This is a genomic window from Paenibacillus sp. FSL R5-0470, assembly GCF_037975205.1.
Classification (GTDB): domain Bacteria; phylum Bacillota; class Bacilli; order Paenibacillales; family Paenibacillaceae; genus Paenibacillus_AQ.
Genome location: NZ_CP150238.1, coordinates 2396857 through 2417713 on the forward strand (window position 1 = coordinate 2396857; position 20857 = coordinate 2417713).

At 44.2% G+C, this 20857-nt stretch carries 22 protein-coding genes and 1 tRNA gene; 12 read left to right on the forward strand and 11 right to left on the reverse strand.

The annotated features are described in order from the left end of the window. The first annotated feature begins 6 nt into the window (after positions 1-6). Complete coding sequence (locus MKY99_RS10265; protein ID WP_231573419.1) at positions 7-990, forward strand: ATP-binding cassette domain-containing protein; 984 nt, start codon at positions 7-9, stop codon at positions 988-990. Positions 991-995: 5 nt separating this feature from the next. Here the strand turns inward: MKY99_RS10265 and MKY99_RS10270 are convergent, their stop codons facing one another. Then, positions 996-1565: a TetR/AcrR family transcriptional regulator gene (locus tag MKY99_RS10270; protein WP_339270280.1), complete on the reverse strand. Its 570-nt coding sequence runs from the start codon at positions 1563-1565 to the stop codon at positions 996-998. 163 nt (positions 1566-1728) lie between these two features. Here MKY99_RS10270 and MKY99_RS10275 point away from each other — a divergent pair, with 163 nt between their 5' ends. Together MKY99_RS10275 and MKY99_RS10280 are read left to right on the forward strand one after the other, a co-directional pair. Beyond that, a complete protein-coding gene (locus tag MKY99_RS10275; protein WP_339270282.1) occupies positions 1729-2667 on the forward strand; it encodes a 2-dehydropantoate 2-reductase N-terminal domain-containing protein in 939 nt (312 codons plus the stop codon). 27 nt (positions 2668-2694) lie between these two features. Further along, positions 2695-3336, forward strand: coding sequence for a histidine phosphatase family protein (locus MKY99_RS10280; protein ID WP_339270284.1), 642 nt, complete (start codon positions 2695-2697; stop codon positions 3334-3336). 144 nt (positions 3337-3480) lie between these two features. Here MKY99_RS10280 and MKY99_RS10285 read toward each other — a convergent pair whose 3' ends face one another. Then, complete coding sequence (locus MKY99_RS10285) at positions 3481-3576, reverse strand: sporulation protein YjcZ (RefSeq protein ID WP_197069771.1); 96 nt, start codon at positions 3574-3576, stop codon at positions 3481-3483. A 112-nt stretch (positions 3577-3688) separates the two neighbouring features. Next, complete coding sequence (locus tag MKY99_RS10290) at positions 3689-5092, reverse strand: RsmB/NOP family class I SAM-dependent RNA methyltransferase (RefSeq protein ID WP_339270286.1); 1404 nt, start codon at positions 5090-5092, stop codon at positions 3689-3691. Between the two features lie 157 nt (positions 5093-5249). On the opposite strand from MKY99_RS10290, the gene MKY99_RS10295 reads away from it, so the two are divergent. Genes MKY99_RS10295 through MKY99_RS10305 form a run of 3 tightly spaced genes read left to right on the forward strand, consistent with a single transcriptional unit; the run spans position 5250 to position 10938 of the window. After that, complete coding sequence (locus MKY99_RS10295) at positions 5250-6386, forward strand: glycosyltransferase family 4 protein (protein WP_042186889.1); 1137 nt, start codon at positions 5250-5252, stop codon at positions 6384-6386. Between the two features lie 6 nt (positions 6387-6392). Then, entirely contained in the window at positions 6393-7703 is a 1311-nt protein-coding gene (locus tag MKY99_RS10300) for a DNA repair exonuclease (RefSeq protein WP_339270288.1), read from the forward strand. Further along, positions 7693-10938 carry an AAA family ATPase gene (locus MKY99_RS10305; RefSeq protein WP_339270290.1) on the forward strand — a complete coding sequence of 1082 codons (3246 nt, stop codon included), beginning with the start codon at positions 7693-7695 and terminating at the stop codon, positions 10936-10938. The genes MKY99_RS10300 and MKY99_RS10305 overlap by 11 nt, the downstream gene beginning before the upstream one ends. Here MKY99_RS10305 and MKY99_RS10310 read toward each other — a convergent pair. Next, positions 10925-12037, reverse strand: coding sequence for a membrane protein (locus MKY99_RS10310; RefSeq protein ID WP_042186895.1), 1113 nt, complete (start codon positions 12035-12037; stop codon positions 10925-10927). The genes MKY99_RS10305 and MKY99_RS10310 overlap by 14 nt on opposite strands. A gap of 174 nt (positions 12038-12211) precedes the next feature. On the opposite strand from MKY99_RS10310, the gene MKY99_RS10315 reads away from it, so the two are divergent. The 3 genes from MKY99_RS10315 (at position 12212) to MKY99_RS10325 (ending at position 13672) form a co-directional block, all read left to right on the forward strand. Further along, positions 12212-12784 (forward strand): xanthine phosphoribosyltransferase, encoded by a 573-nt coding sequence (locus tag MKY99_RS10315; protein ID WP_076283133.1) that lies wholly within the window; start codon positions 12212-12214, stop codon positions 12782-12784. Positions 12785-12885: 101 nt separating this feature from the next. Then, the gene (locus MKY99_RS10320) at positions 12886-13203 is read left to right on the forward strand and encodes a hypothetical protein (RefSeq protein WP_036689410.1); all 318 of its coding nucleotides are present in this window, start codon (positions 12886-12888) and stop codon (positions 13201-13203) included. A gap of 250 nt (positions 13204-13453) precedes the next feature. Further along, complete coding sequence (locus MKY99_RS10325) at positions 13454-13672, forward strand: hypothetical protein (protein ID WP_042186900.1); 219 nt, start codon at positions 13454-13456, stop codon at positions 13670-13672. Positions 13673-13746: 74 nt separating this feature from the next. Here the strand turns inward: MKY99_RS10325 and MKY99_RS10330 are convergent, their stop codons facing one another. Next, positions 13747-14193, reverse strand: a complete 447-nt coding sequence (locus MKY99_RS10330; protein WP_042186902.1) for a hypothetical protein — start codon at positions 14191-14193, stop codon at positions 13747-13749. Between the two features lie 187 nt (positions 14194-14380). On the opposite strand from MKY99_RS10330, the gene MKY99_RS10335 reads away from it, so the two are divergent. Then, a tRNA-Leu gene (locus MKY99_RS10335) sits at positions 14381-14464 on the forward strand. Positions 14465-14548: 84 nt separating this feature from the next. Here the strand turns inward: MKY99_RS10335 and MKY99_RS10340 are convergent. Genes MKY99_RS10340 through MKY99_RS10355 form a run of 4 tightly spaced genes read right to left on the reverse strand, consistent with a single transcriptional unit; the run spans position 14549 to position 17063 of the window. After that, positions 14549-15079 (reverse strand): hypothetical protein, encoded by a 531-nt coding sequence (locus MKY99_RS10340; protein ID WP_339270293.1) that lies wholly within the window; start codon positions 15077-15079, stop codon positions 14549-14551. A 42-nt stretch (positions 15080-15121) separates the two neighbouring features. Then, a complete protein-coding gene (locus MKY99_RS10345) occupies positions 15122-15805 on the reverse strand; it encodes a hypothetical protein (protein WP_339270294.1) in 684 nt (227 codons plus the stop codon). Beyond that, a complete protein-coding gene (locus MKY99_RS10350) occupies positions 15802-16695 on the reverse strand; it encodes an ABC transporter ATP-binding protein (RefSeq protein WP_339270295.1) in 894 nt (297 codons plus the stop codon). The genes MKY99_RS10345 and MKY99_RS10350 overlap by 4 nt, the downstream gene beginning before the upstream one ends. Further along, positions 16692-17063, reverse strand: a complete 372-nt coding sequence (locus tag MKY99_RS10355; protein WP_042186911.1) for a GntR family transcriptional regulator — start codon at positions 17061-17063, stop codon at positions 16692-16694. The genes MKY99_RS10350 and MKY99_RS10355 overlap by 4 nt, the downstream gene beginning before the upstream one ends. 231 nt (positions 17064-17294) lie before the next feature. Here MKY99_RS10355 and MKY99_RS10360 point away from each other — a divergent pair, with 231 nt between their 5' ends. Next, the gene (locus tag MKY99_RS10360; protein WP_339270297.1) at positions 17295-18104 is read left to right on the forward strand and encodes a class I SAM-dependent methyltransferase; all 810 of its coding nucleotides are present in this window, start codon (positions 17295-17297) and stop codon (positions 18102-18104) included. Here the strand turns inward: MKY99_RS10360 and MKY99_RS10365 are convergent. Next, on the reverse strand, positions 18096-19106 hold the full coding sequence (locus MKY99_RS10365) for a S8 family peptidase (protein WP_339270299.1): 1011 nt from the start codon (positions 19104-19106) through the stop codon (positions 18096-18098). The genes MKY99_RS10360 and MKY99_RS10365 overlap by 9 nt on opposite strands. 406 nt (positions 19107-19512) lie before the next feature. Between MKY99_RS10365 and MKY99_RS10370 the strand changes: the two genes are divergently transcribed. Beyond that, positions 19513-19884: a hypothetical protein gene (locus MKY99_RS10370; RefSeq protein WP_339270301.1), complete on the forward strand. Its 372-nt coding sequence runs from the start codon at positions 19513-19515 to the stop codon at positions 19882-19884. 86 nt (positions 19885-19970) lie between these two features. Here the strand turns inward: MKY99_RS10370 and MKY99_RS10375 are convergent, their stop codons facing one another. Beyond that, a complete protein-coding gene (locus tag MKY99_RS10375; protein ID WP_339270303.1) occupies positions 19971-20780 on the reverse strand; it encodes a helix-turn-helix domain-containing protein in 810 nt (269 codons plus the stop codon). Positions 20781-20857 lie beyond the last annotated feature (77 nt).

Sequence of the window (20857 nt, forward strand, 5' to 3'; positions counted from 1 at the left end):
ATTACATTGGACATTATTACCGTCAAGAATTTAACTAAGCAATATGAAACGTATCACCGTGGACAAGATGCAAAAAGCGTATTTAAAAGTCTGTTTCACCGTGAAAAATCGATTATCACCTCTGTAGAAGATCTTTCGTTCAGTGTTGGAAAAGGAGAGATCATTGGCATTCTGGGGCCAAACGGTGCAGGTAAATCTACGACTATTAAAATGCTGACAGGCGTTCTCTATCCTACATCAGGAGAAATAAATGTTCTAGGATACAACCCTCATAAGCAGAAAAATCAATATGTAAAGCAAATCGGAGTGTTGTTCGGACAGAAATCGCAGTTAATATGGGACATTCCTCCTTTGGATAGCTTTTATATGAACAAGGAAATTTATGATATTCCTACGAATGACTTTCGTACAAGACTAGATCGATTTGTAAGTATGTTTGAGATTGGTGATATTATCACTAAGCCTACGCGCACCCTATCACTGGGAGAACGAATGAAATGCGAGTTTATTATGGCAATGCTTCATTCTCCGCCAGTGGTTTTTTTGGATGAGCCGACGATCGGGCTGGATGTTATAGCTAAACAAAGAATCAGAGAATTCATTAAGCAAATGAATCAGGAAGGCACCACATTTATTCTAACGACACATGACTTGGAAGATGTGGAGCGTTTGGTACAAAGAGTACTAATTATTCATCAAGGTAAAAAAGTTTATGACGATAAGTTCTCCGAACTTCGACTTCATTTAGGCGCTAAAAAAGTGGTCAGGCTTTCTGCAGCTACAACGATTGGAGATATTGACCTGCCTGGGACTCTGATATCGGAAAGAATATCGGATTACGAAGTGGAATTAGAGATCGATACCGAGCAATGTAAAATGGGTGAGTTTCTTCATATTCTTAGCGAAAAGGTAGAGATTCTTGATATATCCATTAAGGAGATCCAAATTGAAAAGATCATCAGCTCCATTTATGAGATGGATATGGGATAATATTTTCAAGCTTGAGAATGGATCATTTGCAGATTCAGATCTAGCATTGACCATAACTTATCAGTAATTTCTTTTGCAGAACAAGGATTACTATGGGTAAACCACCATTCAATCACTCCGACAGTTGCCGAACTCAAAAATTGTACGGATATATCCTTACTTAACTTATCTAGGTTTAAATTGTTTTCTAAGAATTGTGTTTTGATTTGATTATTTATCATATCTTGTAATTGGTTTCTAAAGGAGAGCAAAGCTTTGTTTCTTAATAAAGTCTTATAAAAGAGAGCATTCTCCTCCAATTGTTCCAGCGTGCGGAGTAATGATGCCTTAGAGGGATTGGGTTCGGTTTCATCCTCCACTGCGGAGCAGCTTTCGATTAGTTGCTGGAGCTGAGCCGCCAGGCATTTATCCATCAGATCATATTTATCCGCATAATGGGAATAAATCGTTCCGCGGTTTACATCAGCGCGCTCTGCGATTTCGTTAATCGTTATTTTTTCAAAATCTTTTTCAGCCATTAGTTGAATTAATGCATTCATGATGGCTGTTTGGTTTTTTTTAATTCTTCTATCCATGGTAATACTCCCTTTTTATTAAACAATGTATTGTATTTTGTTGAAAAATCAACAAAACCGATCAAACTAACGATTGAACCCTACCGGAGATGTGATAATCTGATTTTATCGAACAGATGATCGAAATTCAACAAATGTCTAAAAAGGGATAGAGGAGTTAAATATGAGAATATTAGTTTTCGGAGCGGGAGTTTTAGGCAGCTATCTTACACATGTCCTGGTGCGTGGGGGAAACGATGTCACAGTGCTTGCCAGAGGGAAGCGTGCAGAGCAATTGACGAAAGACGGTCTTGTACTTCGCCATTATTTTCAATGTAAAAACACTATGGATTCTGTAAAAGTCATCTCAGAGCTTCAACCGGATGATCTCTATGATCTTATTTTTGTTGTAATGAAATATAATGATTTTCCAGCCGTGTTACCTATTCTAGCTAATAATCATAGTCAGAATATAATTCTTGTGGGGAACAATGGCGATGCACATGGAATGCAAAAAGATTTACAGGAAATGAGCAATGTGAGGAAAAATATACTCTTCGGATTTCAGCTGAGTGCAGGAATTCGTGAAACGAGCGGTCGTGTTATCAAAATACATGCAGGAGGGCAAATGGTACTTGGCAGTCTTGACGGTGAGATCCCAATAAAACACTTACTGGAAAGAGCGTTTGAGAACGCTAAATATAAGCTAACTTATCGTGAGGATATGGATGCTTGGCTCAAAAGTCATATCGTGCCAATAGTGGCTTTGAACTCCCTTAGTTATCTTCATGACGGGGATTTGAAAAAGGTATCCAAAGATAAGAAGCTATTAAAACAAGCCATTTCAGTAATGGACGAGGGGTTTCAAATCATGGAGCAATTAGGTTATACTGTCACTCCGGCAGGGCAAGTTAACTTTGTTCGAAAGCACAAGCAGGCTGTATATTATAGTCTGACAATAATTCATAAATTACCGTTTATGAAATTAGTGGACGGTTCTTTCAGCGAAATAGCGGCTTTGTTTAATTCATTTGATATTTTGAAGCAACAAGCAAACATTGCAACGCCCCATTGGGATCAACTTAAAAAACAAGCGTTTTCGAAGTTTAATGCAAATGTATAACAATCTTGTTCAGGAGGTATACAATCGATGGCTATATATTTTATAAGGCATGGAATAGATGAAGAAGGCTTTCGTGGGGGTTGGAGTCAACGTGGACTTGTAGTAGAGGGATATAGACAAGCCGAACGTCTTGGATATTATCTTAAGGAAAATCAATCTAGCTTTAACATAGCCCGTATTCTTTGTAGTGATTTGCAACGTGCGTTAGATACAGCAAATGAGATCGCCAGAGAGCTTAATTTGCCTGTTGAAAGCAGCCAGTATTGGAGAGAAACGAACAATGGTGTAATCGCTGGAATGCCCCATGAAATTGCAAATGAACGATACCCGGGTCTCTATTTCTCGGAATTAAGAATGGATGAGAGATTTCCAGGAGGAGAGAGCCCACAGGATTTTTTTACGCGAATCAATGCAAGTTTCTCAAAACTATGTAATGAACTGGAGAGTACTGATCCAAATGAAAATGTAATTGTGGTCACTCATGGTGGTGTAATCAATGTTATATACCATGTTTTAAAAGGGCTAAAGTGGACGAATAAGAGTGCTCATTTCCCGACTTCATATACTAGTATTCATAAAATAGAGTATCAAGCAGATAAGTGGGCAGTTACAGCAGAAAATCTTACGGAACATATATCAAGTGATCAGGCTGCTGGTATGGCCAATTGATTGGGAGGTACAAATATGGGTTTATTGAATGCGCTGATTGAGCAAGCCAAGAACCCGAGACTGGAAAGAAATAAAGCGGCCGCACCGCCCTACAAAGGACGACACAGCCGCTTTAATTTCACCGTCTAATTAGCCGGATTGGTATTAAACGAACAACGAACGGGAAATGATTACGAGCAAGATAAAAAGTACCAAGATCGCTCCAGTCGAAGTGAAGGCTCCTCCATGAAATTCACCCATGTTAATTCCTCCTTACCATATGTCTTTGTTCTCAAGTGCCGCGGCGGGTGTCGCAGCTTTCTGAGATAATGACATCATATGCCAAAGTGGACTGGATGTACTGGTCTATGGCCTATTGCTCGTCAATATGGGCTTTTAAGATGCGAAGTCCTTTAGGAAGATGATTCTTAAGTTGGCCTGCACTTGCTTTGCCCCAACTTATCGGCAATCCATCTAAAGTTACAAGTGTCCATCCATGTAATTCAACCGGCACTGGTAAGCTTTCTCCCCGGAGCCAAGCATGTATTTCCAGCCCCCCACTACTGAGATCAAAACTACGTGTTACTTGTGTGTGCTGAATCGCCATCGCTAGGGCGTGAGCGGGTTCAATCCGATTTTTCTTCAAATGGGCAATATGTAGCCCGGCACGAGGAATACGCAAACCATCCAGCAGCCCAGTATGGAGGTTGCCATTAAAGGATTCAGGCAGTAAATATAGGGATTCTCCGAACAGCAGAGGGACGCCTTGATATGAGAAACCAGGAAGCTCTAACGAAGCCCAGTCTTGGAATAACTGGTACGCATCGCGTACGGAAGAATTAATTTTTGGGTTGTTTTTGCTTCGACGCTTTTTGGTGCTGCGTTTGGCGTCATCGTTAACGTCGTTTTCGGTGACACTTTGCTTACGTAGGAGTGCAACAAAGTGGCCTTCGCCTTTTTCTAAATGTGGCCAAAGGCGCTTGCAGGTAAGTAGTTCCATATCGGGGTACCGATCCGTCAATCGGGCAATGGTCTCCTCATTCTCTTGACGGTTAAAGGTGCAAGTAGAATAGGCCAGAGTACCCCCAGGCTTAAGCATAAGGTAGGCGTCCTGCAGGATGTCCCATTGTCTCGCCGCACACATAACCACATGGTCAGGAGACCATTCTTGAACGACATTTGGATCTTTTCGAAACATGCCTTCTCCTGAGCAAGGAGCATCTAGCATAATTCGGTCAAAGGCAAGTGGAAAGCGCGAAGACAGCTGCTCTGGCGTTGCACAGGTTACGAGGGTATTCTTAATGCCTAAACGTTCTACGTTCTCTGCAAGGATTTTTGCGCGCTCTGGATGGATTTCATTAGAAATTAAGAGGCCTTGTCCTTGCATTAAACCAGCAATATGCGTAGTTTTACCCCCTGGAGCTGCTGCAAGGTCGAGGACGGTTTCACCGGGTTTCGGTGCCAGCAGTTCAGCTGCGGACATTGCGGAAGGCTCCTGAATATAATATAGTCCAGCAGCATGGTAAGAGTGCCTGCCTGGTCGAGCGGGCTCTTCATAATAATAACCATCAGGGCACCATGGGATAGGTTTCAGATCAAACTGTGAGACTGTGCGTTCTACTGCGACTTGACCTGAATCCGAGATACTTTTCAATGGATTAAAGCGAAGCCCTTGCGTTCGTGGTGCTGAATAACTTTCTAGAAAAGCATTTGCCTCTTGCCCCAGCATTTCTTGTATATATGCGGTGTAAGAGGCAGGCAGCTGTTCTTCCTTCATAGATCATTCTCCTTTTTCTTAGTTGCTGTTTCATGTTTATACCGATAAAATCAAGGTATGGGGAACGTAATCGTACCTGAAATTCTACATATACACAACTATATCATAATTGCCAAGTCTTACTGTACGTAAGGCAATTGTAAAGGGGATGTACCATATGAATTTGCTGCAAGCGCTCTTCTTCCCGCCGGAGCAACCCGGTGGTGTATCATCCATGATCCCTTATCTTCAGGAAAGGTTCCGTTCAAGCCGCTGGGAGATGGATTTGTTTTGGTTACCTAAGCGGATTCGCAACAAAGGACATGAAGAAGTCATATTCGAGACCTTTGATTGGACCCAGTTTGGGGAAAGTCAGATCGTTCAGAAATATATTCAGACCTACCGTGATTATCTATGGTGGACTAAACTACGAATGAGTAAGACATATGATCTTATCCATTCCCATCATCCAATTGCTGGTTTAGCAATGAAAAAAGTATTTCCAAATACTCCGTTAATTCAAACCTTACATTCCAGTTATGAGCGAGAGCTGATTCTGAATGGAGCTATTTCTGAAGGTGGGCTGGAACATCAGTTTCTAGTTTCGCTATACCGCGAACTTGAGCATGTTAGTGATCGGTTAATGACTGTGTCGCAAGCTTTTGCAGAGTATGTGGCGCCTTATATTCTAGATCCTTCTAATATAGGAGTAATACCGAATGGTTTTGATGAGAAAAGGTTTAAGCCAGTCCCGCATGACAACGCTGTACCACAACTAGTGACTGTGACTCGTCTAGTTCCAGCCAAAGGAATTGATACTTTACTCAAGGCCTGTGCTGAGCTTAAAAATCGCGGCCATGAATATGTACTGCATATTATTGGAGATGGACCTTCCCGTGCGGATTTGGAAAACATGGCTAAACAATTAGGGATTTATAATGAAACGATTTTTTATGGATATACGCTCCATCCAGAAGAATTCATGCCTTTCTTTGATATTTTCGTGCTGCCTTCTCGGGCGGAGGCCTTCGGATCGGTGTTTGCAGAAGCAGCGCTTAGCTGCTTGGCTTTAGTTGGGACGAATGTAGGCGGGATACCGGAGCAGATTGAAGATGGTGTGAATGGCCTGCTCGTCAGTCCTGATGATGAGATTGCTCTTGCTGACGCTTTAGAGAAGGTGATATCTGATCCGGCTTATCGTTATGAGCTTTCTCGTTCGGCTTGGGATAAAGCGAAAAGCTTGTATTCGCTGACTCGTGTCGCTAATGAACTTAAAAAGACATACTTACAGTATCCCTCAGGAACAAAGGGGTGAGCAGCTATGATTCCATTTCGATTTCTACATGCTGCTGACTTACATCTGGATAGCCGATTTGCTGGGCTGGCGCATATTTCGCCAGCCATTCGTTCTTATTTACGTGAGTCGACCTTCGCCGCCCTTGGGCGGCTTGTCCGCGTTGCCATCCAAGAGAATGTTGATTTTATCGTTATCAGTGGAGATGTATACGATGTTTCTGACGCTTCCTTACAGGGTCAACTGCGATTTCAGGAAGCACTCAAGGAACTGGGTCAGCAAGGAATACACGTGTTTCTGATCCATGGCAACCATGATCCACTAGACGGATTGCGTCTGACTACAGAAATGCCCAGGCATGTTACCGTGTTTGGAGGAGAGAAGCCAGATCTCGCCACGGCTTACCGTCGCAAAGATGGTCAAGAAGTAGCTATTGTTAGTGGAATCTCCTATCCGACTGCGAAAGTTACGGACAACACTGCAGTAACCTTTTCTCGAAAGGCTGGCAGCCGTCTGTTTCATATTGCTATGCTGCATGGGAATGTAGACGGTGATTTACTGCACGAGACGTATTCTCCTTGCAGTCGTAGGGACCTTATCGAACGGGGTTTTGATTATTGGGCACTTGGACATATCCATAAACGTAGTGTATTGCATGAAAAACCGGCAATTATATACCCGGGCAATATACAAGGACGTAGCATTAAGGAAACCGGACCAAAAGGTTGTTATGTTGTGGATGTTGATGAGGCTGGAAGTGCTACGCCCCATTTTCATGAGCTTGATTATGTTCGCTGGCAGGTACGGGATCTGTCCATTGAGGGATTGAGTAATGAAGCAGAATGGATACAAAGTGTAGAGCAGGTGATTGACGATATCAGGGAGGAACTCCCGGAGCTGATGTCAGTGGTCAGATTTCGTCTGATCGGACGCGGGGACGTACATAAAGTATTAGCTGAAAAAGGAGCGGTAGAGGATCTGCTGTCTGAACTCCAGCGCCGTGAGGCGGTACGTGCTGAGCGTAAAGATTATAAGGGACTTGTATGGGTGGAAGGATTCGCTGTAGAATCCGGGTTAGCTATTGACCGTGAACGGTTATTAGAGGAGGATAGCTTTCTTGGAGAAATGCTGCGAATTACAGAGCGTACGGAACATTCAGCAGAAGCGCTTGAAGAATTAATAAACAGTGCGCTTAAGCCGCTCATGGAGAATCAGGAGCTGCGACAGCTGCTCTCGGTTACAAGTCAAGAGGAGAAGCTAAGTTGGCTTCGTAGTGCAGCAGAACAGGGAATCACCATGCTCGGTGGAATGGAGGGTGCTCCAGAAGATGAGAATTGAACATTTGCAGATCCATGGCTTCGGACGTTTGCATAACCGAGAGATTGAACTATCGGAAGGAGTTACTATACTCTATGGACGTAATGAAGCAGGAAAAAGCACGACGTTACAGTTTATTCGCTCCATGCTGTTTGGAATTCCAAGTCGTGGTAACCCTACGGAGAGGTATGAACCTATGCAAGGCGGATTACATGGGGGAATACTGAAGGCACGTGATAGTAATGGTGCCCTGTGGACCATTCGTCGCCATACAACTGGTGGTGAAGGCTCAGGAAGAAATGAGAAACTGAACATCGCGGTTAACCATCCGAATGGAACAACGCAAGAGCTAGGACAAGCTGAAATGGAGCGTCTTTTGCTTGGTGGTATCTCTAGGAGCATGTTCCATCAATTGTTCGCGGTCTCTCTCGATGAACTGCAGGAGCTTGCTGCGCTTCAATCAGAAGAGATGGGCAGCTTTCTCTTTCACGCGGGTATGGGCGGCGGTGGAACGATCATGCGTGCGGAACGCCGATTGGTACAGGAAGCTGAGAAGCTGTATAAACCTCGGGGCAAGCTACAGGAAGCTGCTAAAATCGTTCAGGCTATTGAGAAACTAGAGCGTCAGATGGCGGAGAGCCGCTCTTATCTTCCACGTTATAACGGTAATATAGCAGCATTAAAGGTTACGGAATCTGAGCTAGATCAACTGGAACAACAACGTAAGCTTACTGGAGACAAGCTCGTGATGCTTCGCAAAGCTCAGGATGTTCGTGAATTGTGGTTAAAATGGAGTGATGCGCAGCTCGAGCTGCAGGACCTGCCAGCGATTACAACCTTTCCTGAAGATGGAGCGATTCGCTATCAGGCACTTGAAGGTGAAATTCGGAATGCTCAGGGAGCAGTAACTCGTTATGAACGTCTGCAAAGTGAGCTTACGGCTGAGCTGGAGCAGAATCCGCCGGATGCATTATTAACAGCGCAGGGGCCTGCCCTGGAGCGGCTGGATCGCCATCGGAGCAGCTATGAAAACCTGCGAGCGGAAAGACAGCGGCTAGAAGGTGAATTGACCGCGCTGAATGAGCATTTGCAGCGAATTCTGCGAGGCATTGATGTCAGCTGGAGCGCGGCAGAGCTGACTGCATTTTCGGGTGCAGCGGCGGATCGTGAAGCTGCACGGAGGTTTGCGGCGGCGTTCGCAAGTTATGATCGCCGCATGGAAGCGGAGGGCGCAGCGCGGCAGACGCTGCGTTCCCGCTTGGCCGCTGCCTCAGCTTCGCTGCAGGCAGCAGAACGGGCGCTGGCGCGTGAACACGCAACCGGCGCCGAATCTTTTGCGCAGCTGGCTCCGCGCAGCGCCCGAGAAGTGCTGCAGCTGTGGGACGAGCTGCAGCAGGCGGCCGAGCGCTGGCGCGAAGCACAGCTCAGCGAAGGGCCGCAGCACGGCCCTGGCGCCGGAAGTGACGGGCCTAGCGCGCAGCGCATGGCCGCGCTCTACCGGCGCCTGCTGTGGGCTGGGGCAGCACTAACCGTGCTGCTGCCCACAGCGCTGTGGCTGACCGGTGCTCCGCCGGTCAGTGCAGTGCTCGCGATCGGCCTGCTTGGCGCGGCCGATCTGGCCCTTTGGGCCGGCCTCAGCGGAGCGCGCCGGCCGGAAGCGTCCCCGCCAGGGAGTGGCGGGGACGTGGGCACAGCCGCAGCCGAGATGCTGCGGCTGCGGGGGCAGCTGCTCTCCGGGGCGGAGCCGGAGAGCGCCATGCCGGGGCGGCGATCGGCCGCCCCGGGGTCCAGCCCTGACGCAGGCGGGCTGGAAGCCTCCATGAGGGAGCTTCGCAGGCTCATGGAGGCTTGGTCCGCTTGGCGGCAGCGCATTGAACGCTATGCCGCCGAGCGGGATGCCTGCCGCACGGAGCTGGAGACGCTGGCAGGCCAAGAGAAGCTGCTCGCGGAAGAAATGAGCCTGGCAGAGACGGCTTTTACGCAAACTGCTGAGCACTATGAAGAATGGCTGCGTGGGCGCAGATTGCCCGAAGGGTTGTCTCCGGAAGGGTTGCCGGATATCTTCGCTATGGTGGAGCAGGGGAACGAACTGCTGCGCCAAGAGAATAAGCTATCTTTACGTCTGAAAGAGCTGGAAGATGAGTGTAACGTGTTCGAGGAGGAGCTGCTTGCTCTCATTCATGAATCAGGTACTGATCCTTTAGACGAGTCTGGTGTAGCGGCAACTAGCTTTGATATGGATCCGCACGATGGACAGCGACGATCTGCACTAACTTTACTAAGCTGGCTGGAACTTCGAAAAAGAGCTTGGGATGAACTGAAAAAGGACCTGGTTCGCCGGGAAGGCATTCAGTCACGGTTACAAGAGCTTCTGGAAGAGCTTAAGGAGAGCCATAGGGTATTAGGTGAGTTAAGAGAACAGCGTGACCACCTGTTGGACGAAGGCGGAGCAACAGGCGGGGAGGATTTCTTAAGGAGATCGGCTGCTGTACAGCGGCGTAGTGAGCTGAATAAATCCATTCGCCAGTGGGAGCTAGCCATGTTTGGAGGCTGGGAGGATGAGCGAGTTAACGCCTTGCAGTTATTATTAGATCATCATGATGCTTCAGCACTCCAGAAGGAACGTACGGCAGCTGAAGAGCTAGCTGAACGGGAAGAAGAACTGTGGAACACCCTGCTGGAGCAACGAGGAAAGCTGCTTCAGGAAAGGGAGTATTTGAAAGAGCGTTGTATGGAGGACTCTGTTATTCAGCAATTGGAAGAGCAGAGAGCTGCTCTGCGAATCGTGGCTGATAAGTATGCGGTAGCAGCATTAACTGCTGAATTAATCGGAAGAACCCGCCGTATTTATGAACAGGAGAAGCAACCGCAGGTACTTTTGCTTGCATCTGACTATTTCTCCAAGCTGACCGAAGGGGAATACAAAAGAGTAGTTATGACTCTAGGTCATAAAGAACTAAAAGCGGAACACAAAGATGCTGGACTGCTGGACAGCGGTCTGCTCAGCCGTGGGACGGCAGAACAGTTGTACCTTTCCATCCGTTTGGCACTTGCAGAGACGATGTCTCGGCAAGTATCGCTGCCACTGCTGTTCGATGATCTATTCGTCAATTTTGACGAGGCTCGTCTTCATGCTGCGCTTTCACTGCTTGGTGAACTGTCGGTCTCCCGCCAGATTGTGATGATGACCTGTCACAAGCATGTGGCGGAAGCGGCAGCACGAATCATTCCAACAGCAGCAGTTATTTCCGTGTAACTGGTTTTATGGATACAAGGCTGTTCCCTTTTCCACTCGAACCCGATGAAGAATCGCTACGTGGTGGAGTAGACCATGGCGTACGTAGTAGCATGACAGCCCAGACCATCGATAAAGCTCCGAAGATCGGGTAGAACACGGAGAGTAGAGAGCTAAAGCCAAATTGGCTCAGTAAATAACAGACCAACATCAGAATCGGCGTAATCAATGCGGGTTTAACTGGAATTCGTTGTTTAAGCTGCATGGTGACACCATAAATGTCGGCGACAAAAGTGCTAAAGATCTCCAAAAAGATCAGCAGCAAATATATAGTTTGTACTACAGTACCCAACCGGATGGCGATGTTGCCCATAGGGATTTCAAATTGGAGAATATCAGGCATCTGGGAGCTCATCGCGAAATGTGCGGCGATCAACATAAAGCCAATTCCGGCACCACCAATAATACCGCCCCAGACAAGAGATTTTTCTTCATCCGTATGTCGAGCCATGGGAACTAATACGGCTTGAGCCATACCTAGATTAAAGGCGGTGTAGAGCAGCGGCGACATCCAAGCGCCAAAGATTGTCCGATCCGTTTCTAGGAATAAGAACCGCTGAGCTCCTGGAATTTGAAAGGTATTAAAAATAATGATGAGTGACAGCGTAAGCATTAATGGGACGATCAGACTGTTCATTTGCAGAATACCGGAAATTCCCCGTTTAAGCAGAAAATAAGAACCAACCAGCGTGAGTATTAGCCCTGTTTGATAATGAAATCCAAGATGCTCTTGAAAAATAGCGCCCGCGCCTGCAAGCATAATACTGTTGACACCGATTAAGATGACCATCGTGAACAAACTGATGGTGCTTCCGACTTGGTCGCCGAAGAGGTGTCGGTTAAAGTCTTCATAAGACTCTGCTTCTATGCGCCGAGCGATGACCATCATTTTCGTACCCAGCCATATAAACAGTATAGTAGAGAGCAGGATGGTCAGGACTGCCCAGTGTCCGTAACGAGTGAAGAATTTTAATATTTCTTGTCCGGTGGCGAATCCGGCTCCTACAATGGTGCCAATGTAAGTGAATGCGATCTGTAATGTTCGGACATGTGATTTCATGGCTCCCCTCCTAATAGTTTTAAGAACAAAAGAATAATCATAATGTGTGCTATGCAGGATTGCCTTGTGCACTCTGTATAGTACAGGTTATGATGAGGATCAGTAGGACATGACTTCCGTGATTCATTTGTACGGAAAGTCTGCGATTATAAAGGGTATTGGAGGTTCAAAGTCATGGAAGTGTTGAAACAGCGGATTTTGGAGGAAGGTGTCGTCGTTTCGGATGAAGTGCTGAAGCTGGATGCACTGTTGAATCATCAGGTAGATCCGCAGCTTACGATGGAAATGGGACGGGAGTTTGCCGGGAGGTTTGCGGACTGCGGAATTACACGTATTGTGACCGTGGAATCCTCGGGCATTGCCGTGGCATTTGCCACCGCATATGAGTTAAAGGTGCCGTTAGTTTTTGCACGTCGCAAAAAAACACTGTTAGCAGATCCGGACGCACTTTGTGAAAGAGTTCCTTCTTTTACGAAAGGTATTGTTACCGACATTATGTTGTCTCGCCAATTCATCTCTCCAGAGGATAAAATCCTCTTTATTGATGATATTATTGCTAATGGTGATGCAGCACGTGGATTGATTAAGATCATCGAGCGCTCTGGCGCTGAGCTGGTAGGTCTTGGCGTTGTAGTGGAAAAAAGCTTTCAGGCTGGAGCCCGGACAATCAAAGAACAAGGCATCCGACTGGAGTCACTCGTAAGAATTACTTCTCTTAGCGGAGGCACCATTGAATTTGGGGAATAACCCGTTTTTGAGATAAGAACAGGCCTATTTTTCAAACAACTGCTTTTCACCCTATAGATTTTCCTTTATAATAAAATCAGACATAGGGAGGAGGCGTCACAATGGGGAAAGAACCGGTGACTGAGCAATTTTTTATTGATAAATTAACCGAGGCCAAGGATCACTTCGAGCGTGCGCTGGATTGCAAACACACGGAATTCGACGATCTGTATCCCTATATGATTGAACATCCTCAGTTTTTTTGGTACAAACGCTATGTAGCTTGGTCAGAACTTCTGACAATCAAAGGTTTATGTGAGGAACTTTCCTTCCCTTGGAGGGAGAAATTCACAACAAACCAAGTGGAGTATCTGGAGCAACGTGTGATGTCCGCTAAAGTTCTTGATTTCTGGTTCGAGAAGAATGAAGCGCTGATATAAGAATGCTTTAGTAGACATGCAATTGGTCAATTACTTATACGAGACCCAGATGATTTTTCATTTGGGTCTTTTTTCTGGAAATATAAGAAAGTATATATTTTAAGCTATCCTTTATCCTTATATTTTTCGCAGAACGGATCTTTGCGAGCGATACGTAGTATCACTGCATCGGAACTATCCCCTAAAAGGGGGGCGTATCCGTTTCTGCTTAATGAAAATAGGATAAGCTATACAGAGGGAGGGATTCATGATGATTAGCGATGAACAATTGGATGCATACCGAATTTCTGGCGAGAAAATTCGTGTGGTGCGGGACGGCATAGAAAGTAATGATGTAAAAGGGATTGTTCTGGCTTGGGATGATTCGCAGGTGATGATACGTCGTCAGAATAGACGAGTAGTAAAGCTGGATCGGAATTATTTATTCCAACCCTTCAGTGAACCAAGGAAAGAACCTGATAATATATAGTTTCCGCAGCAAAAACAGCTCCTTACCCAAATTGGGTGGGGAGTTGTTCTGCTTACATATAAGCCTCTGACGAATTAAATACTTAAAGCTAGCTGGGAGTCACTTTCTTCTCTGGAGAGTATGGAGAGCTCTGTGGACAGTCCGAGATACGCACGCATTCGCAGCATCATCTCTCTACGGAATCCTGGCCATAATATATTCATCTCACCTTGATATCCTCTACAGGAGTACAAGGCCTCGACTCCTCGTTGATCTTGGCGAACGGTTGTGATCTTCAGATCATGTGAGCTCAATTCACGCGTAACCTCTTGAAGCATTAGTGAGGTTTTCTTAGTGGCACCAGACAAGAGCTCCATATAAAGCTGAGGGGTCTTAAATAGACCACTTTTGCTGATTACACGGCAGTCACGCTCGAAAACTTTATGAATAAACGTTAGCAGCAAATAGCTTCTGACAAGGGACAGTTCTTCTTTAGTAACATCTTCATCAACAATGGATGTCTTCAACTTCGTAGTCGCCATTATAAATCACCTCATTTATATTATGCGAACTTTTGTTCTCATTATACCTTATATTCGGAATTAAAAGCAATAATTATCCATAAAATAATGATCGATAAGAAAAGCTGGAAAATATATTGACGCTTTAATCTCAGCATGGTATGATCTATCTTGTGACCGCAAGTTTGATATGTAGTCATTATGATGTGCGGTCGTGGCGGAATTGGCAGACGCGCACGGTTCAGGTCCGTGTGGTAGCAATATCGTGGAGGTTCGAGTCCTCTCGACCGCATCACAAGAAACTCCCTTGAGAAATCAAGGGAGTTTCTTTTTTTGTGAATATAATCAATCGAAGGTAACTTTAGCATACTCGTATTTAGATCGATAAATATCGAATTAACCCTAATAGAGCGAAGGCGAACAAAACTGTCCCAGCACCAATGCCTGTAATTGCACTGTTTGCGACCTTAAGTTTTTTAGATATGAACAGTGATACGATAGAGATTGCAACCAGAAGTGCTGCTAAAAGGTATAAACTGAAATCGTTAAACACACTTTTTAAGCCAATAAAATGAATCCCTACTATAAAGGCAATCCAAGGAGCAACATAATCATTATACTTACATTTCATCAATATAGAAGCTCCAGCACCAGCCAACAATAATTCAATATAGACAGAAATTAGATAATTATCAAAAGAGGTCTTGTCATTTAATACGGAGGGAGCATCCCAGTTCGTCATACTTAAATAGACACCAATCAAGCAGACGAGAAGGGATACACCAGAAGCTATGCCAATATATTTTCGCCAGCTGGATCTGGGGTTTTCTTGTGCCCAACCAAACCAACTAAAACTAAACATACCGAATATAGAAGCATACATGGCGTAATCCCTCACATAATCCATACAGTACCCCCTATAAATATTAACAATATTCCAGGCAGAGTCTTATACTGTAGACTTCCGAAGCATCCAGAACGATAAGAGTGCATACAAGACCGTCAAGGGCATACTCCACAAGGCAAGTTCAAATGCGGTATGGCTAGCCAACCAATTAAATACATCTACCCACCACTGATAATATGTCATTAACAATCCAGCGACACTGTACAGAATAAACATGACTGCCGCGAAAATGAATAGGCCGCTTCTACCAAATCTACGGAAGATGCTGGATATAACAAATCCCCAATAAAACATATGCAACAAGATCATGAAATAGATCCACAGCTGCTCTAGGACGGTACCATCATTCAAGTATGGTAGGTGAAAATAATGTAGCTGCACACCCCATCCAGATGTTAATTTGGTTTCTATAATAGATAGCAGGAACAGAAGTAGTGAGAAGCCGGCACTTGTTATAACGGCCATCAAGGATGTGCCGAAGAAATAATCTATCCTCCGTAGGCTTAAGCCCAAGGCAAAGGGGAAAGTCTGTACTAAAATGATGATACCTATGATAAACATATAAATAAAGATTGAGACTAGGCCGCCGGTATACATTGGTTCTTGCAGGAAAAAAGCTATGACAAGATTAACCAAAAAGCTGGACAATAATATAATCCAAGGCATAAACAACCAAAACCATTTATCCTTGTAGTGCATTTTTAATATTCCTGTCATTTGGTTCATTGCACTGCAACTCCCTTCTCTTGGGATTTTCTGTTTGTAAGATGAACAATTAACTGTTGTAAAGATATCGGGGAGATCTCCAGACCAAGCATCTCAGCACGTGATAGATCTGTTGAGTTTAAGCCAATAACAGTGGCAGAAAGTAATCCGCCAAAGGATTCACGAGAGATGATCTCTTTACCGGTGATTAAATCTTCGACCTTCGCAGCCGCACCGATAACTTTAGCAGCCCGCCCGCGAAGAGCTTCAGCATCCTCATTGATAATCAGCTTACCGTTGTCGATAACAATGACATGCTCTAATAGCTGGCTTACCTCGTCAATTAAGTGTGTAGACAAGACAACTGTTCGCGGATATTCTGAATAATCCTCAATTAGTCGATCGTAAAACAGGCTTCTTGCTACAGCATCGAGACCTAAATAAGGTTCGTCAAAAATAGTCAGCGGAGCGCGGCTCGCCAGGCCTACTACAATGCCCACCGCCGAGAGCATTCCTCTGGACAGCTTCTTTATTCTTCTTTTTAAGGGGAGATTAAAGTCCTTGATTAAGGAGTGGGCGTACTCCCTATCAAAGTTAGGGAAGAATAACTCGGATACCTCTAGAACATCGATAATGCGGTACGTATCCGGATATTTTTGGCTTTCCTTAATAAAGCAAATCTGATTGAGTACGCGGTTATTCTCATAGGGATGTTCCCCGAACACCTTCAAATCACCACTTGTAGCAAATAACTGTGCTGTAATCATGTGCATGATCGTTGTTTTTCCTGCACCATTTCTGCCAAGCAGACCATAGATTTTGTTCTTTTCTAAAGAAAAACTAATGTCTTGGATGACAGTTACCTTTCCATACGACTTGGTCAGTCCCTTGATCTCAACGACTTCATTCATGACCGATTATCTCCCCTCTGAATCATCTTCGTTAATTGATCCAACGTAATTCCTAATTTCTCTGCTTCACGGATCATAGTTACAACATATTGCTCATAAAATTGCTCTTTTCTCTTCTCCATCAATACTGTGCGCGCTCCAGAAGCTACAAACATGCCGATACCTCGCTTTTTGTATAAAATTCCTTGGTCGACAAGCAAATTCACACCTTTCGCAGCCGTCGCCGGATTGATCTGGTAAAAAACAGCAAATTGATTTGTTGAAGGAACCTGTGATTCCTCCAAGAGTGTTTCTTCGATGATGTCATTTTCTATGCGTTCGGCGATCTGCATAAATATTGGTCGAGTATCATCCATTAAGCTTCCCATGTATTCACCGCCATGTTCATTGGTTAGTTAGTTATGTAATTAACCATATATGCAACGAACTTATTTGTCAATCATTTCTATGTGGATTTTTTGATCCTTTGAGCCCAAATCCAGCGAATTGACGTATCAGCATAAATAAAAAGGCAGTTCGGTCAAACCGAACTGCCTTTTATTTTAGTTGGATGTCTGCTATGATTTTGTCCTATTAGAAAACAAGAGAAGGGTGAAACTATGAATGAATATGGTCCGGATTTATTTAAAGGTACGGCAGTGTACTATTCAAAATATCGACCGCAGTATCCTTCATCCCTTATTCGGTTCTTAATTCAGAAGTTTTCGCTTAACGGAGAAGGCCGTCTGCTTGATTTAGGGTGTGGTACGGGTCAGCTGGGACTAAGATTTAGTGATTGGTTTGAAGAAATGATAGGTGTAGATACGGAAAGTGGAATGTTGGAAGAGGCTAATCGTCTATCAAAAATCCATAGGATTGATAACGTTAGTTGGATGCTTGGTAGAGCAGAAGAGTTGCAGAACGTCTGGGGTTCCTTCCGTCTTACTATCCTAGCCAAAGCGTTTCACTGGATGGATAGATCGTCTATTCTTGAAATCCTATACCACAGTTCGGACAATAATGGCGGTCTAGTAATTATTGATACTTTTAATGTAGGGCAAGAGCCATTATCTTGGCAGCTTAAGGTAAATGAAGTAGTGAAACGCTGGTTAGGTAACGAAAGAATCGCAGGAGATAGCATCTATACTCATCCTAAAGAAAGACATGAGGATATTGTTGCGCGATCTAGCTTTAAGGATGTGGAAAGATTGATTTTACCGAGTTATTCAGTGACATGGACGGTGGATTCGATTCTTGGCAATTTGTATTCCACATCCTATGCTTCAAAGCGCTTATTTGGAGATCACTTGGAACGATTTGAAGCGGATTTGAAATCTTCTTTATTAGAAATTGAGCCTACGGGTAAATTTACTGAAGTGTTATCAGTTTCTGTTATCACAGCTTTAAAGAAGGAAGCAAAATCACAATAAGAATCTTGCATTGATCTCACCAGAGCCCGCTGTGTTAGGGGGGAGTTTCAGAGAGAATGTGTTCTTTTTTAGTATGGATTTCACTTGCTTAGGAGTTAGTGAGGGATTTCTCTGCAGCAATTGAGCAATAACACCAGAGACAATAGGTGTTGAGACACTGGTACCGGACAGCACAAAGTAATTTTTAGCGATCCGCAAGTAAGGAAGCTCGCGATCTAGCTTGGAATGTGGCGCACGAAGAGAGATAATGGTTTCGCCAGGAGCTACGAGGTCTGGTTTCTTTCGCCCTCCCGGTGCAGGTCCGCGGCTTGAATACGAGGTAATCCGGTCGTCCTTTTGTGTGAGTGTACGACGGTCATCCACTGCACCTACAGTAATTGCAGAAGGACTAATCCCAGGAGATTCGATCGTCCTGCGCCCAGGGCCGCTATTTCCAGCTGCTATCACAACAGTGAGTCCAGCCTTTATTGCTTTTTCTACGGCTTGGCACAACGGGTCGTCAGAACAAGGTGAATTTACCGTACCCCCTAATGACATCGAAAGGATACGTAGTTTTAGTCGCTTTCGATTCGCAATACACCACTCAATTCCTTTAATGATCGTGGAGTCATATCCGTCACCATTTTTATCAAGTACTTTAACACCAACGATCCCTGCCTTTGGAGCAGGGCTTTTGTATTTTCCTTTACTCATCCATCCGTTGCCTGCCGCGTCCCCTGCGATATGAGTCCCATGGCCGTTATCGTCGTAGGGAAGTTTTCTGTGATTGATAAAATCTTTAAAAGCTACGATACGGTTACAGGGCTGAATCAGATCAGGGTGCCTATACACTCCTGTGTCAAGAATGGCAATGTTGATTCCTTTTCCGGTAAGTCCCTGTTTCTTTTGGACGGATGTAGAACCGATGGATGGTGTCGCTATATAAAGTGATGTTTTTTTAATTCCGTCAACATAGATTTTATCGATTCCATGCCAACTGCACATCTGTTTCAGACAGTTCATCGAAACTCGTGATGATACAGAATTTAGTATGGGGAGATGATGTTTGATAGGAAAGTCGTGTGATTCTAAATGTTTTTTTAATGACTTCAGCTGTGCTGGGGTCATTTTTTGTTTGAATTTGATAATGATAGGAATTTTAGCGGATGTACCGCGACGGACTTGGGAGTGTTGAATTCTTTTTCTTAGCGCCGTATGGATTCTTGAACTATTTTGCTCTAGCCACAATTGTCGGCTCATTTATTAATGGATCACCTCACAAGTGCATTATATGCACCACTGATCCAGTGGGTACGAATCTATGAATCTAGGAATAAAGTACATTTCTAGAATAGTAGGTAAAAGTGAGGTCAAGCATTCCAATTCTTGCATTTACTATCGTATCCTAAAAAGAAAGTGGTGAAGGAAAATGGCAATGATTAAGAAGCCAGTCAATAAGCAAGCCGTTATGGCGGCCAAAGCCCTCGCGGCAAAAAGAGTGAAAGCAGCTGCAACCCGGAAGAAACGGAGAATCAGACAGACATTGGACAGATTTGTGGTTCTCGCTACAAGTTTAGGTACGAATAGCACACCTAAAGATTCTTCGGGCTGGACCGCTACATTAAAAAATGGTACCACAACTGTGAATGCTGAGTTCGATGATTTCGGTGTGGTCAGATTTCCTACGATTAGCACATTAACTTCAGTACCTTACCTGCTGACAATAAGAGACGAGAATGGAGTAGTTTTGAAGAGTTTTAACGTCCCAGCAGACCGTGAATTTTTTGTCGCTAGATTTTAGTTTGGACAAATCAGCTTTAATTCTGTAGTAAACAGCACGTGTCGATCCTATATCGCCGCGTGCTGTTTTATTTGTCTTATTTTAGATCATGCAGATTTTAACCATACTTGAATCTCATAAACCCACTGAAACATTCCGGTGAAAATGACTGTCTGGATGACAAATGGAATCTCCGTATTATATTCGGCTTTAGCATATGCAGCGATATTCTGCATCGTTTTCAATCTCTGCTCCTCCGAGCAATAACCATAGAGATAAATTCCTTTAGGTAATATTGAAATACAGCCGGCCTGTTCAGGGTACTTCTCACAAACTACAAAAAAGACAGATGGATTCTCACTAGGCTCCAACGTAGTCATAATATTTGCACGAAGATCAAAGGCGAATGCATCTCTTGACTCATCTTCAAGCTGTTGATTTAGCGCATTCTGCAGTTGATGGAAACTTTCGAGGCTGGGTTTCTGTAGGGAGTGGATTTTTACGATCGCTCTTTCTCCCAAAGCCTTAGTTGAAAAATGGGTGGGGGATAGAGGCACATCGGATAAATAAGCTTGATTTTCATATTGTTTTTGTAAAGCTTTAAGCTGTGATTTTGTCTTATTCAGCTGCTTGATTTCTTGTTCGATTTCATCGTCCTTTGTTTTAAGAAAATTAATAATATAATCAAGATTATCATTCGTAAAAACATCTTTAATCTTATGAAGTGGCATATTCTTTTTTTTGCAGAAGTTGATGACATCAAGATAAATAAGCTCTTTATCTGAATAATAGCGATAACCGGAGGAGGGATCTACTTTAGCAGGCTTCAGCAAGTGAATTCGGTCATAATGCCGCAAGGTTTCGATAGTTGTGTCTGCTAGTTTTGCTGTTTCACCAATAGAATAATAGTTGTTCATTGCATCGTTCTCCCGTTGACTCTTGTGTTACACAAGAGATTATAGTGTTCATTGTACTGATTTTTATCTAAAATTTC

What these genes read in the sequence shown, in the direction of transcription:
- MKY99_RS10350 (WP_339270295.1), bottom strand. Translation starts at nt 16,695, where the DNA reads ATGAATGAAGTCGTTGAGATCAAGGGACTGACCAAGTCGTATGGAAAG.
- MKY99_RS10355 (WP_042186911.1), bottom strand. Translation starts at nt 17,063, where the DNA reads ATGGGAAGCTTAATGGATGATACTCGACCAATATTTATGCAGATCGCC.
- MKY99_RS10305 (WP_339270290.1), top strand. Translation starts at nt 7,693, where the DNA reads ATGAGAATTGAACATTTGCAGATCCATGGCTTCGGACGTTTGCATAAC.
- MKY99_RS10345 (WP_339270294.1), bottom strand. Translation starts at nt 15,805, where the DNA reads ATGAACCAAATGACAGGAATATTAAAAATGCACTACAAGGATAAATGG.
- MKY99_RS10370 (WP_339270301.1), top strand. Translation starts at nt 19,513, where the DNA reads ATGGCAATGATTAAGAAGCCAGTCAATAAGCAAGCCGTTATGGCGGCC.
- MKY99_RS10320 (WP_036689410.1), top strand. Translation starts at nt 12,886, where the DNA reads ATGGGGAAAGAACCGGTGACTGAGCAATTTTTTATTGATAAATTAACC.
- MKY99_RS10360 (WP_339270297.1), top strand. Translation starts at nt 17,295, where the DNA reads ATGAATGAATATGGTCCGGATTTATTTAAAGGTACGGCAGTGTACTAT.
- MKY99_RS10330 (WP_042186902.1), bottom strand. Translation starts at nt 14,193, where the DNA reads ATGGCGACTACGAAGTTGAAGACATCCATTGTTGATGAAGATGTTACT.
- MKY99_RS10290 (WP_339270286.1), bottom strand. Translation starts at nt 5,092, where the DNA reads ATGAAGGAAGAACAGCTGCCTGCCTCTTACACCGCATATATACAAGAA.
- MKY99_RS10365 (WP_339270299.1), bottom strand. Translation starts at nt 19,106, where the DNA reads ATGAACTGTCTGAAACAGATGTGCAGTTGGCATGGAATCGATAAAATC.
- MKY99_RS10300 (WP_339270288.1), top strand. Translation starts at nt 6,393, where the DNA reads ATGATTCCATTTCGATTTCTACATGCTGCTGACTTACATCTGGATAGC.
- MKY99_RS10270 (WP_339270280.1), bottom strand. Translation starts at nt 1,565, where the DNA reads ATGGATAGAAGAATTAAAAAAAACCAAACAGCCATCATGAATGCATTA.
- MKY99_RS10295 (WP_042186889.1), top strand. Translation starts at nt 5,250, where the DNA reads ATGAATTTGCTGCAAGCGCTCTTCTTCCCGCCGGAGCAACCCGGTGGT.
- MKY99_RS10285 (WP_197069771.1), bottom strand. Translation starts at nt 3,576, where the DNA reads ATGGGTGAATTTCATGGAGGAGCCTTCACTTCGACTGGAGCGATCTTG.
- MKY99_RS10315 (WP_076283133.1), top strand. Translation starts at nt 12,212, where the DNA reads ATGGAAGTGTTGAAACAGCGGATTTTGGAGGAAGGTGTCGTCGTTTCG.
- MKY99_RS10310 (WP_042186895.1), bottom strand. Translation starts at nt 12,037, where the DNA reads ATGAAATCACATGTCCGAACATTACAGATCGCATTCACTTACATTGGC.
- MKY99_RS10340 (WP_339270293.1), bottom strand. Translation starts at nt 15,079, where the DNA reads ATGGATTATGTGAGGGATTACGCCATGTATGCTTCTATATTCGGTATG.
- MKY99_RS10375 (WP_339270303.1), bottom strand. Translation starts at nt 20,780, where the DNA reads ATGAACAACTATTATTCTATTGGTGAAACAGCAAAACTAGCAGACACA.
- MKY99_RS10280 (WP_339270284.1), top strand. Translation starts at nt 2,695, where the DNA reads ATGGCTATATATTTTATAAGGCATGGAATAGATGAAGAAGGCTTTCGT.
- MKY99_RS10275 (WP_339270282.1), top strand. Translation starts at nt 1,729, where the DNA reads ATGAGAATATTAGTTTTCGGAGCGGGAGTTTTAGGCAGCTATCTTACA.
- MKY99_RS10325 (WP_042186900.1), top strand. Translation starts at nt 13,454, where the DNA reads ATGATTAGCGATGAACAATTGGATGCATACCGAATTTCTGGCGAGAAA.